The sequence below is a fragment of the Streptomyces sp. CNB091 genome (assembly GCF_000377965.1).
The window spans coordinates 199,572-210,818 of record NZ_KB898999.1; the positions used below are offsets into that span (position 1 = coordinate 199,572).

The window sequence follows — 11,247 nt, forward strand, 5'->3', positions numbered from 1 at the left end:
CCCCGTCGGGGCCCTTCTCCTACAGCCGCTCGGCCAGGGCCGCCAGGAACGCGACCACGGCGGCCGGGCCCGGCACCGACAGGTCGGCCCGCTCGGCCAGTTCGGGCACCTCGGCGCTGCCGCTGCACACCAGGAGGCCGGGGATGCCGTCCGGGCCCTCGGTCCGCAGCTTCTCCACCGCCGCGAACGCGGCGAGGTCCCCGAGGTCGTCGCCCGCGTAGATCACGGACTCGGCGTCCAGCTCCGCGACGAATCTGCCGAGCGCGACGCCCTTGTCCATACCGGGCGGGCGCAACTCCAGGACCTGGCGGCCCGGTTCGACGATCAGCCCGTGCTTGGCGGCCAGCTCGCCCAGGGGCCCGCGCAGCGTCTCGAAGGCCGCCTGCGGGTCCTGGGCGCGCCGGGTGTGGACGGCGACGGCCTGCCCCTTCTCCTCGATCCAGGTACCGCGCCACGAGGCGAACTCGTGCAGGAAGCCGGGGAGTTCGGCCCGCGCGGCGGCGACGCCGGGGTGCGGGGCGGGGGTGTTCACGGTGCCGGTCACGGCGTCCCAGCGTTCGGCGCCGTAGTGCCCGAGCACGACGAGGTGCTCCAGTCCGGGGACGCCCGCGAAGCCTCCGTAGCGCACCGCGACGCCCGCCGGACGGCCGGTGATCACGGCGACGGCGGCGACCTTCGGCGCGAGCGCCGCGAGCGCGGCCACCGTGCCGGGGTGGGCGCGGGCCTGCTCGGGGTCCGGGACGATGTCGGCGAGCGTGCCATCGAAGTCGAGGGCGACGACCGCGCGGTCGGGCCGGGCGAGGACGGCGTCGAGCCCCTCGCGGCCGGCCGGGGTGGTCGGGTTCGGCAGATGTACGGAGTGGCTGCCCATGGGGCGAGCTTATGCCTTGAGCGGGTTGTTCACGAGCCTTGTGGGCCGTCGCCCCTCCTTCTCCCCGCGCCCCGCACCCCGGCCCCACCGGCCCCGCCGGCTTGACAGTCGTTCCCCCACGACTCCATGATTCCATTAATTGACTAATGGAATTGAGGTGAGGTGCGTGGCGGACACGGGCACTCCGAACGCGACGTCCGGCAGCTGGGCGCTGGAAGCCCGCGGCCTGGGCAAGCGCTACCGACGCGGCTGGGCACTGCGCGACTGCTCCTTCCGGATCCCGGCCGGCCGCATCTGCGGTCTGGTCGGCCCGAACGGCGCGGGCAAGAGCACCCTGCTCGGACTGGCGACCCGACAGGTGCAGCCGACCACCGGCGAGCTGCGGATCTTCGGCGTACCGGTCGACGACCCCGCCGTGCTGCCCACCTTCGCGTTCCTCGGCCAGGAGAAGCCGCTGTTCAAGCGGTTCACCGTGGCCGACACCCTGCGCATGGGCGCCGAGCTGAACCCCGCCTGGGACGCGGCCGCGGCGACACGGATCGTCCGCTCGGGCAACATCTCGCCGCACGCGAAGGTCGGCACGCTCTCCGGCGGTCAGCGCACCCGCGTGGCCTTCGCGCTCGCCTTCGGCAAGCGGCCGGACCTGCTGCTCCTGGACGAGCCGATGTCGGACCTCGACCCGCTGGCCCGCGACGAGATGAGCACCCTGCTGATGGCGGAGGCCGTCGAGCGCGGCACCACGGTGGTGATGTCCTCGCACATGCTGACCGAGCTGGAGGACATGTGCGACTACCTACTGGTCGTCTCCGAGGGCCGGATCCGGATGGCCGGTGACGCCGACGCGCTGGTCCCGGCCCACGCGCTGGTCACCGGGGTGGCCCGGGACGGCTCGCTGCCGCCCGAGCTGGCCGACCACACCGTCGTCGAAACCCGCCTCCAGGGGAGGCAGTTCCAGGCGATGATCCGGCCGAAGGCGCCGATCCCAGCCGATTGGGAGAGCGCCGAACCCTCCCTGGAGGAAGTCCTCCTCGCCCATCTCCGCTCCCCGGACGCGCCCTCGCTCTACACCCAGGGCGCCCGCGTCGAGGCCGAAGGGACCCAGGCCGCATGAGTACCACCCTCACCGAGAAGCCCGCCGAAACCGGCTCCGGACGCCGCCTGCTGCGCGGGATGCCGTGGCTCGTCGTACGCCAGCACCGGACCGCGCTGACCTGCGTCCTCGGCCTCACACTGCTGACCGCGCTCTGGATCGCGTACGAGCGCCACGAACTGGGCCAGCTGCTCGACGCGAGGGGCTGGCCGGAGAAGGACGCGGGCCAGCCGCTGGAGGACAACCGCGGCTACGAGTACATCACCTCCATCCTCGGCGGCCTCCCCCTGATCCTCGCCGTCTTCATCGGCGCCCCGCTGATCGCGGGCGACCAGGAGAACGGCACCGCGCAGCTCGTCACCACCCAGTCGGCGACCCGCCGCCAGTGGCTGATCACCAAGCTGGGCCTGGCCTACACCCTCGCGCTGGTCTCCGGCGTGGTGCTCTCGGCGCTGTTCACCTGGTGGTGGAAGCCGTACCGCTCCGTCTTCCTCAGCGACTGGATCGACGGCGTCATCTTCGACAACACCGGCCCCGTCCTGCCCGCGCTCCTCCTCTTCCTCACCGCGGCCGGCATCACCATCGGCGCCCTGATCCGCCGGACGCTCCCGGCCATGGTGGTCACGTTCCTCTTCACGGCAGTCACCACCATGTTCGTCTGGGACGAGGTGCGCCGACGCCTCGGCGACACGCACCTCTTCACCTACCCGATGGGCAGCGAACTCCCGGCCCGTTACGCCGAGGCGTACGAGGTGGACCGCTGGGTCGGCAGCGCCGACGGGACCCTGTACGGCTGGGGCACCTGCGCCGAGGCGACCGAGAAGGCGCAGAACGCGTGCATCAAGGAACACGGCATCGTCAACGACGTGATCGAATACCTCGACTACAGCCAGATGGCGCCGATGCAGTGGACCGCCGCAGGCATCCTGCTCGCCGGGACAGCCCTGCTCACGGCGTGCACCCTGTGGCGGGTCACCCGCCGCCCGCTGTGAAGACCGCCCTCTCCTCCTACGTGAAATGTCGCAAGCGAGCGGAAGGTGAAGACCGTGGTCGTGTTCCGCATCGACCGGCGCAGTGGAGTGGCGACCTATCTCCAGATCGTCCGGCAGGTCGAGCAGGCGCTGCGCATGGGCGCGCTGGAGGAGGGTGACCGGCTGCCCACCGCCGCCCAGGTCGCCGCGACCACCAAGGTCAACCCGAACACGACCCTGAAGGCCTACCGCGAACTGGAGCGCATGGGCCTCGCCGAAGTGCGCCAGGGAGCGGGCACGTTCATCACCCGCTCCCTGGCCCAGCCCCAGTCCGGCCCCGGCTCACCGCTGCGCTCCGCCCTCGCCGAATGGCTGGACCGGGCCCGCGCCGAGGGCCTCACCGGGCAGGACGTCACGGCCCTGTTCCACGCGGCGTTCGAGAGCGCGTACCCGGGCGAGGCGCCGGACTGACCGACCGGGACCGACCGGCCGCGCCTGACCCGCGCCGGACCGACCGGCGCCGCACCGACCGCCCCGTCCTGACCGGCGCCGGACGACCGACCGGCGTGGGTCAGGCGCGGTTGTAGCGGTAGCCGCTGCCGTGGGCCGGGCCGACATCGTGCTGGATGCCGGACCCTGCGACGGCGAAGAACGAGGGGTCGGTGTCGCGGCACATACCGGTGGAACGGGCCTGGTCCACCACGGCCGTACCGACGTTGATCCGCTGCCCGCCGTCCGCCACGGACGTCAGCTTCGCCGTGTACTCGCAGTGCCCGGAGCCCTGTACGTCGGCGACGAGGGTCACCGCGCTCTGCCCCGGCGACACCCGCCGGACGACCACGGTGTGGGGCTGGAGGACGTCGTACTGGGACGCGATGGTCCAGGTCCCGACGAAGTGCTGCGGCACCCGGCCGTCCGGGGCGGGGGGATCCGGGTCCGGGGCGGGCGGTTTCGCGGCACCCCCGGAGCCGCCCGCCCCCGACGAACCGGCCCCGCCCTCCGCGGCGCCCCTGCCGGAGGCAGCCGCCCCGTCGCCCCCGGACGACCCGCCGCCTCCGGAGGCGGAGCCACCCCCGCTACCGGCGTCCTGCCCGTTCTGACCGTCACCACCGTCGCCGCCCTGGCGCTTCTCCGTCCCGTTCTCCTTCTCCTTCTCCTTCGCCTTCTCGTTCTCGCCGTCCTTGCCGTCCGCGTCGTCGCTCTTCCCGGAGGGCGAGGCGGCAGAACCGGAGGGGGCGCCACTGCCGGCGGGCGGCGCGGTGGACCCTCCGCCACGGGCGTCGGTGGCGCCACCGGGGTCCCGGTTGAGGAAGGCCGTCGTGCCGCCGGCTGCCAGCACGGCGACGACGACGGCCGCGACGATCCAGGTACGCCGACGGCGATGCCGAGGCCGGTCCCCGGCCGGAGCGGGCGGGAGAGCGGGCGTCGAGTCGGCTGTCGGCGTACCCGGGCCGTCGCCCTTCGCCGACGCCGGCCGCAGATCGACGGTGCCGAGGTCGCGAGGAGCGGGGGCGGAGGCGGAGGCGGAAGCGGCCGGGGGCTCGGCGCTCCCCGGTACGGCCACGGCATCCTCGGCATCCGGCGCGTCCACGCCTCGCGGCACCTCCGGGGCGTCCAGGGCCTCCGGGTCACGCCGTACGTCCAGACCCACCGGCCGCTGCGCGGCATCAGCGACCGCCGCGCCCTCAGCGTCATCCCCGGCCTCCGGCGCCTCCACGGCCTCCGGCACCTCCGGCACCTCCGCGTCGAGCAGCAGTGCCGACTGCTGTGCCAGCCGGGCCAGGAGCACCGGCGGCAGCCAGGCGCCGCGCAGGGCGGCCGAGGACGGCGCAAGAGCCAGCGCCTCCAACAGCGCTTCCACACCCGGGCGTTCGGCGGCGCTCTTGACCAGGCAGCGTTCGATCAGCTCGCGCAGGGGGGTGTCCGTCACCGCGGCGAGGTCCGGCGGGGACTGGACGATCCGGAACATCACCGCGTGCTGGTTGCTCACACCGGACCCGAACGGCAGGCGCCCCGTGACCGCGTACATCAGCACACAGCCCAGGGAGAAGACGTCCGCCCCGGGCCCGGTCTCCTCGCCGAGGATCTGCTCGGGCGCCATGAAGCCGGGCGAGCCGATGACCATGCCGGTGCTGGTCAGCAGGGACTCCACGGAGACCTGGAGGGCGCGGGCGATGCCGAAGTCGATGACGCGGGGGCCGTCGACGGTGAGCAGGACGTTGGACGGCTTCAGGTCCCGGTGGACGATCCCGGCGGCATGGATGCCGCCCAGCGCCCGCAACAGCCCTTCGGCCAGGACGTGCACCGACTCGGCGGGCAGCGGACCGTGCTCCCGGACGGCCTGTTCGAGCGAGGGGCCGGGCACATAGCCGGTGGCCACCCACGGCGGCTCGGCGTCCGCGTCGGCGTCGAGCACGGGGGCGGTGTAGCGCCCGCCGACCCGCCGTGCCGCCGCGATCTCCCGCCGGAAACGGGCCCGGAACTCCCCGTTCGCGATGTGCTCCTCGTGCACGACCTTCACGGCCACGGTGCGCCCGCCCGCCGAGCGTGCCAGGTACACCCGTCCCATCCCGCCCGCACCGAGCCGCCCGAGCAGGGAGTACGGCCCGATCCGGGCCGGATCACCGGCCGCGAGCGGACGTATCCCTTCCATCGCCGTGTACCGCCCGCTGCCTTTGCCCGTGCCCTCGCCCATGCTGACCCGATCCCCCGATGGCCTTGTCCCCTACGGTCGTTCACGCCCGGCCGGAGCCGCGCGCGCCCGCCCAGGATAGGAGCCCAGGGGGCCTACGCTTCATGCGGATCCCGGCGGGAGGCAGGGTCAGGGAAGGCGGGGGCCGTCACCGGCGGGGCGCAGGCGGGCGAGGACCGACCGGAGCAGCGGCTCGCGCTGCTCGACCAGGTAGAAGTGGCCTCCGGGCAGGACGTCCAGCCGGAAGCCGCCGGACGCGACGTCGGACCACGCCGACATGTCCTCCACCGAGGTGCCCGGGTCCTCGTCCCCGATGTACGCGTACACGGGGCAGCCGACCGGATCGGCGGGCCGCGGCCCATAGGTCCCGACGATCGTGAAGTCGCCGCGGATGGCGGGCAGGATGATCTCCCGGAGGCCCGGGTCGCGGAGGACCGACTCGTCGGTGCCACCGAGCCGGCGCACCTCCTCGATCAGCGCTTCGTCACCCTGTTCGTGCAGGGCCCGCGGGGTCAGGCGGTGCGGCGGCCTGCGGCTCGACACATGCAGCGCCGCCGGGCTCCTCCCGTGCCGGTGCTCCAGGCGCAGCGTCACCTCGTGGGCGAGCGAGGCTCCCATGCTGTGGCCGAAGAGGGACAGCGGTACGTCGTGGAAGGGGAGGATCGCCTCGGTCACCCGGTCGGCCAGCTCGTCCATCGCCGTGATGCAGGGGTCGCCCAGCCGGTCCTGGCGTCCTGGATAGCGCGCGACCAGAAGCTCCGTACCGCTGTCGAACGCGGTGCCCCAGGAGTGGAAGAAGCCCGCCGAGCCACCCGCGTGCGGCAGGACCAGCAACCTGCGGCGGACGCCCGCCGTCGCGGGGTAGCGACGCAGCCATCCGTCCGCGACGACGTTCGCTGACGGTGCGGTGCGGTGGGCGCCGACGTTCATCCGGTCATCCTTCGGGCTGTACGGCTCTGGGCGATGGAGAGTCGGTCGGCGGGGAGTTGAAGTGATCGCGGAGCATGGTGATGGGGCGCATCCGCGGCGGGGCCGTGGATGCGTGCCGCGTTGAAGAATATCGCGTCGTGAAGCGGCAGTTCGGGGTTCCGGCCTCCCCGGACCGACGGAAAGAGGGGAAGGCCCGAACAGGAAGGGGAAGGGGAAGGGAAATTGACGGGTACGTAGAATCCGGGCGATGGGGACGAACACGGGGACCCGCGCCCGAGACCGCCTCCGGGAGCGTGCCGTCGGCCCGGTCTGCGCGGTCTTGGCGTTCTGCGTGGTGTCGGCCGGTCTGCTGGCGAGCCCGTCGGCCGGCTGGTGCGCGGTCCTGCCCATGATGGTCGCGGTGCTGGGCGCACTCGCCGTGGCCGCCCTGCACGCCAGGGCCCGGATCATCCCGGTGGCCGCCGCCGTGGTGGCCGTGAGCTCCGCCCTCGGCACCCTGCTCGGGGCCCCGCCGGCCCCGGAGGCGGCGACCGGCGTGGCCACCCTGGTGGAGATCACGGGGCTCCTGCTGCTCGTCTGCCTGGTCGCCCGGTACGCCGGGACCCGGCAGGCCTTCGCACTCTGTACCGTGCTCGGGGTTCTGGCATCGACGGCGCTCCTGCGGCTCCACCTCCCTCCGACCGCGCTGGAAGCCGCCGCGCAGAGCTCGTTCTTCGCCCTCGGTGCCATCGCCGCGGCCGCCACGGGCGGCGGCCTGCGCGCCCTGGAGACCCGAAGGATCCGGGCGGTGCACGACGCCCGTCTCAGCCAGCGCCTCCAACTGGCGGGCGATCTGCATGACTTCGTGGCCCACGACGTCTCGGGCATCGTCGCGCTGGCACAGGCGGCTCAGGTGATCGGCGTGGACCGGCCGGAGAAGATCATGCCGCTCCTCCAGCAGATCGAGACCTCCGGCCTCCAGGCCCTCGGCTCCATGGACCGTACGGTCCACATGCTCAGGTCCTCCGACGGAACGTCCCCGGCCGGCCGGGGCGCGACGGACGCGCCGCCGCCGGTGGCGTACGGCCTGGAGGACATCGTGGATGCGGTGGACCGGTTCCGCACGGCCGGCCGGGCCGAAGTCCGCCTGGACATGGACCGGTCGCCCGAGCGGATCGGCCGGATCCCCCGCGAAGTGGCGAGCACGGCCCACCGCGTGGTGGTGGAGGCGTTGACCAACATACGGCGGCACGCCGCCACCGCCCCGTGGGTGACCGTGTCCGTGACACCAGCACCCGAGTGCCCGCGACCGGTGCTCACCGTGTCCGTGACCAACGGCCCTCCCACAGGCGGCGAGACGGACGGTGGGCACCTCGGCGACCGCGAACGCCCCGGGGCCAGCGGTCTGAGAGGACTCGCCGAACGCGCCCGGACGCTCGGCGGAACCCTGGAGTCCGGTGTGCACGGGGAACACGAGAAGCACGGGGAGCGCGGGGAATACGGCTGGCGGGTCACCGCGGTCCTGCCCCTGGACTGAGGACACGGCATCGCCGAACCGATCCCTATGCGCTCGGCTCAGCTCGGCTCAGCCGCGGGCGCAGCGCTTGCACACCCCGCGCCGCCGGAGGTAGTAGGCGAGCGTGGCGGCCGCCAGGGCAACGCCCCACACCGGCCAGATCATCTCCGGAACCGTGGCTCCCCAGTCGTCCCTCTGGTTGTCGAAGGCCCCCTGGAAGTGCAACCGGATGTACATGACCCCGGCGATCGTCACCAGGACGGAGACCAGCGTGGCCGGGACGACGGCCAGGCTCGGCTCAACGGCACCCGCCGGCCCCTGAGGCCCACCATCCACCGGGGAAAGACCTCGCCCCAGCGCCGCACCAGGCCCAGGGTGAGCAGCGAGCCGAGCGCCCCCATGGTGGCGAGCGCGGCGCCCGCGAACAGCTGGTTGACCACCGTCCAGTTGATCGCGCCGAACTTCAGCATGAAGACATAGGCGAGATTGCCGAGGATGCGGAAGTCGGCGAGCGTGCAGAACACCGCGGCCGCCGAGAACACGGAGGCGCCCATCAGCACCCGGGCGGGAATCCGCCGCCGGCCCGGCAGCGCGAGGAGAAGAGCGACCGCCGCGCTGCCCAGGAACCCGCCCGCGGTCCACGGCGCCAGCCGGTCGCGGCCGACGTGCTCGAAGGCCGAGTACTCCGGGTTGGCATCGTCGGCGCCGAACGGAAGACCGTCCCCGCCGAAGGCCCAGTAGGCGTGGGCCAGCCCGTGGAGAAGAAGCACGAGCGCGGCCAAGTAGCCGATCCAGCCCGCCCAGTTGAACCGCGCGCACCGGAGCCGGTGCATCGCCCGCGGCCCGTGATGCCATGTGCTCGATCAGCTGAGTCATGATGCTTCCCCCCTTGGATCGACTCACTGATCAGCATTCCGGTCCGGGCCGTCCCGCGCATCTACCGAACGGCAGATGCGCGGGACGGCAGACACGGGGCGGGGCACCCATGCCGCGCGTACTGTTCCGGTGGCTGAACGGGCCGAAGACGAACTACGGTGCCGACCGTGACAGTTCGCCTGCTCCTCGCCGACGACCAGGAATCCGTACGCGTCGGATTCCGCCTCATCCTGGATTCCCAGCCCGACATGGAGGTGATCGGCGAGGCGTCCGACGGACTTCAGGCCGTCGAACTCGCCGCGAAGCTGAACCCGGACGTCGTGCTGGCCGACATCCGCATGCCGCGCCTGGACGGCCTGGAGGTCACCCGGCGGCTCGCCGGGCCCGACGCCGAACATCCGATGCGCGTGGTGGTCGTGACGACCTTCGGACTCGACGAGTACGTCCACACCGCGCTGCGCAACGGCGCCTGCGGCTTCCTGCTGAAGCGCTCGGGCCCGACGCTGCTGGTGGAGGCGGTACGCGCCGCGATGGCGGGCGACACACTGATCAGCCCCTCCCTCACCGTCGCCCTGCTGCAGCACCACCGCGACGCCGGCAGGCCCAGGCCCGTACAGCCGATGGACGTGCTGACGGGCAGGGAGACGGAGATCGCGCGCCTGGTCGCCAAGGGGATGACCAACGCGGAGATCGGGGCGGAGTTGTTCATCTCGGCCGGTACGGCCAAGACACACGTCGCCAACGTGCAGCGCAAGCTGAGCGTCCGCAATCGGGTCGGCATCGCCGCATGGATCTGGGGCAACGGCCTGGAGGAGTGACCTCGGCGGGAACCATCCCGAGAACCACGGAATCCGTCGGGCGCGCCGCCCCGCCCGCTCCACGCCGCCCGGTCCGCGCGGGCGTGTTCCCCCTACCTGGGCGGCCAGTCAGGGGCGGGGTCCATGGGGAGCAGCGGGCGCAGGGCCCCCACCGCAGCCCCGATGCAGGTGTCGCGCAGCTCGGTGCGCGTGCAGTTCTCACGGGTGAGCCAGTCCACGCACAGCACTTGCACGAACACCAGCCATGCCTTCAGCACCGCGGAGACGGCGTCGTGCATGCGCTCATCGGCGAGCGGGAGCACGCCGAGCAGGCGTGAGCGCAGGGCATCGAGTTCATCCGCCATGATCGTCTGGATGACCGGGTCCCCCGCGAGCACCCGGTTCGCGGCCAGTACGGCGTGACGGTTGGCGATGAAGTAGTCGAAGTGAGCGTCCAGGCCCTGGGTGAGCTGCTCGACGAGCGTGGCTTCCGGATCGAACCGGGTCGCCGCCAGCAGCCGATCTGACGCCTCCTGGTACACCGCCGCGAAGAGCGCGTGCTTGCCGGGGAAATGCCGGTAGAGCAGGGCGCGGGACACCCCGGCTTCCTGGGCCACGTCCTCCATCAGGACGTCGTCGTACGGGGCGGCGGCGAAGAGACGCGCGCCGACGGCGAGCAGCTGGGCGCGGCGGTCGGCGGGGGTGAGGCGGCGGCGTGGAGGCACACGGGAAGACTACTTGACATGTGTCTACTAGCAGCACTTAGCTGTCTCGTAGTAGACGCGCGTCAACCAAGAGAGGGTGGGGCCATGGCCAGAGCACTCCGGATGTTCGCGTGGGTGATGGGCGTCGCCTGTGTGGCCATCGGCCTGTTCCATGTGATCGGCGGCAATGCCGCGATTCCCGGCGAGTCCGACGCGGGCGCGACCCTCGACAGCCTGGGCCGGTTCTTCGGCGCGGTCTTCGTCGGCTATGGGCTGGTCTGGCTGTGGGCGTCCCGGCAGAATCCCGTCCCGGCGCGCGTGGTCCGATGGCTCGCCGCGGTGTTCCTGCTCGGCGGCATCGGGCGGATCCTCTCCCTGGCCGTGCACGGGTGGCCGCACCCGTTCCAAGTGGCGCTGGCCCTCATCGAGTTGGCCTTCCCACCGGTCTGGTTCTGGCTGGCGGACGCCGACGAGCGAGCCTCTCGGGAACGAGCCCAGAACGTGCCGCCCGCCGGGTCAGACACCCCCTCACGCTCGATAAACCGATAAGCCCCCGCTTGCCGCACCCGGCCCGGCCCGGCCCACCAGCAACCGGGACCATGGCACCCGAGCAACAGAAAACCCCAGGTCACGCGTAACGTGACCTGGGGTTTCACTGAGCCGCCTTCGGGATTCGAACCCGAGACCTACGCATTACGAGTGCGTTGCTCTGGCCAACTGAGCTAAGGCGGCGCGCCCTGTCGCACTATGGTGCGATCAGCAGCGGGGCCAAGTCTACACAGTTTCCGGGGGTGCTCCGCACACAGCATCCCCGGAGGCGT

12 protein-coding genes and 1 tRNA gene are annotated in these 11,247 nt (G+C 72.3%); 6 read left to right on the forward strand and 7 right to left on the reverse strand.

The window, feature by feature from the left end:
- Window positions 1-19: 19 nt before the first annotated feature.
- Window positions 20-871, reverse strand: coding sequence for a trehalose-phosphatase (gene otsB, locus D581_RS0119075; RefSeq protein ID WP_018958814.1), 852 nt, complete (start codon window positions 869-871; stop codon window positions 20-22).
- Window positions 872-1,037: 166 nt separating this feature from the next.
- On the opposite strand from otsB, the gene D581_RS0119080 reads away from it, so the two are divergent.
- From D581_RS0119080 to D581_RS0119090, 3 genes are read left to right on the forward strand one after another with little or no spacing between them, the layout of a single operon-like run.
- Window positions 1,038-1,982, forward strand: coding sequence for an ABC transporter ATP-binding protein (locus D581_RS0119080; RefSeq protein WP_018958815.1), 945 nt, complete (start codon window positions 1,038-1,040; stop codon window positions 1,980-1,982).
- On the forward strand, window positions 1,979-2,953 hold the full coding sequence (locus tag D581_RS0119085) for a transporter (RefSeq protein WP_018958816.1): 975 nt from the start codon (window positions 1,979-1,981) through the stop codon (window positions 2,951-2,953). The genes D581_RS0119080 and D581_RS0119085 overlap by 4 nt, the downstream gene beginning before the upstream one ends.
- A 45-nt stretch (window positions 2,954-2,998) precedes the next feature.
- Window positions 2,999-3,403 carry a GntR family transcriptional regulator gene (locus D581_RS0119090; protein WP_018958817.1) on the forward strand — a complete coding sequence of 135 codons (405 nt, stop codon included), beginning with the start codon at window positions 2,999-3,001 and terminating at the stop codon, window positions 3,401-3,403.
- A gap of 100 nt (window positions 3,404-3,503) precedes the next feature.
- On the opposite strand, the gene D581_RS0119095 is transcribed toward D581_RS0119090, so the two are convergent.
- Both D581_RS0119095 and D581_RS0119100 read right to left on the reverse strand, forming a co-directional pair.
- Window positions 3,504-5,627 carry a serine/threonine-protein kinase gene (locus tag D581_RS0119095; protein ID WP_018958818.1) on the reverse strand — a complete coding sequence of 708 codons (2,124 nt, stop codon included), beginning with the start codon at window positions 5,625-5,627 and terminating at the stop codon, window positions 3,504-3,506.
- A 126-nt stretch (window positions 5,628-5,753) separates the two neighbouring features.
- Window positions 5,754-6,554 (reverse strand): thioesterase II family protein, encoded by an 801-nt coding sequence (locus tag D581_RS0119100; protein ID WP_018958819.1) that lies wholly within the window; start codon window positions 6,552-6,554, stop codon window positions 5,754-5,756.
- Window positions 6,555-6,801: 247 nt separating this feature from the next.
- On the opposite strand from D581_RS0119100, the gene D581_RS0119105 reads away from it, so the two are divergent.
- A complete protein-coding gene (locus D581_RS0119105) occupies window positions 6,802-8,070 on the forward strand; it encodes a histidine kinase (RefSeq protein WP_018958820.1) in 1,269 nt (422 codons plus the stop codon).
- A gap of 48 nt (window positions 8,071-8,118) precedes the next feature.
- Here D581_RS0119105 and D581_RS1000000142170 read toward each other — a convergent pair whose 3' ends face one another.
- On the reverse strand, window positions 8,119-8,304 hold the full coding sequence (locus D581_RS1000000142170) for a hypothetical protein (RefSeq protein ID WP_486585851.1): 186 nt from the start codon (window positions 8,302-8,304) through the stop codon (window positions 8,119-8,121).
- Window positions 8,301-8,882, reverse strand: coding sequence for a hypothetical protein (locus D581_RS1000000138635; RefSeq protein ID WP_486585852.1), 582 nt, complete (start codon window positions 8,880-8,882; stop codon window positions 8,301-8,303). The genes D581_RS1000000142170 and D581_RS1000000138635 overlap by 4 nt, the downstream gene beginning before the upstream one ends.
- Window positions 8,883-9,092: 210 nt before the next feature.
- Between D581_RS1000000138635 and D581_RS0119115 the strand changes: the two genes are divergently transcribed.
- Window positions 9,093-9,743, forward strand: a complete 651-nt coding sequence (locus D581_RS0119115) for a response regulator transcription factor (RefSeq protein ID WP_026290677.1) — start codon at window positions 9,093-9,095, stop codon at window positions 9,741-9,743.
- A gap of 92 nt (window positions 9,744-9,835) precedes the next feature.
- Here D581_RS0119115 and D581_RS0119120 read toward each other — a convergent pair whose 3' ends face one another.
- Window positions 9,836-10,447: a TetR/AcrR family transcriptional regulator gene (locus D581_RS0119120; RefSeq protein WP_018958822.1), complete on the reverse strand. Its 612-nt coding sequence runs from the start codon at window positions 10,445-10,447 to the stop codon at window positions 9,836-9,838.
- Between the two features lie 84 nt (window positions 10,448-10,531).
- Here D581_RS0119120 and D581_RS0119125 point away from each other — a divergent pair, with 84 nt between their 5' ends.
- Complete coding sequence (locus D581_RS0119125) at window positions 10,532-10,975, forward strand: DUF4345 domain-containing protein (RefSeq protein ID WP_026290678.1); 444 nt, start codon at window positions 10,532-10,534, stop codon at window positions 10,973-10,975.
- Between the two features lie 109 nt (window positions 10,976-11,084).
- Here the strand turns inward: D581_RS0119125 and D581_RS0119130 are convergent.
- Window positions 11,085-11,158 (reverse strand) — tRNA-Thr (locus tag D581_RS0119130).
- Between the last annotated feature and the right edge of the window lie 89 nt (window positions 11,159-11,247).

Bases quoted from the DNA above. Each gene is read 5' to 3' on its own strand.
- D581_RS0119100 (WP_018958819.1), bottom strand. From the start codon at position 6,554: ATGAACGTCGGCGCCCACCGCACCGCACCGTCAGCGAACGTCGTCGCG.
- D581_RS1000000138635 (WP_486585852.1), bottom strand. From the start codon at position 8,882: ATGCACCGGCTCCGGTGCGCGCGGTTCAACTGGGCGGGCTGGATCGGC.
- D581_RS0119095 (WP_018958818.1), bottom strand. From the start codon at position 5,627: ATGGGCGAGGGCACGGGCAAAGGCAGCGGGCGGTACACGGCGATGGAA.
- D581_RS0119125 (WP_026290678.1), top strand. From the start codon at position 10,532: ATGGCCAGAGCACTCCGGATGTTCGCGTGGGTGATGGGCGTCGCCTGT.
- D581_RS0119085 (WP_018958816.1), top strand. From the start codon at position 1,979: ATGAGTACCACCCTCACCGAGAAGCCCGCCGAAACCGGCTCCGGACGC.
- D581_RS0119105 (WP_018958820.1), top strand. From the start codon at position 6,802: ATGGGGACGAACACGGGGACCCGCGCCCGAGACCGCCTCCGGGAGCGT.
- otsB (WP_018958814.1), bottom strand. From the start codon at position 871: ATGGGCAGCCACTCCGTACATCTGCCGAACCCGACCACCCCGGCCGGC.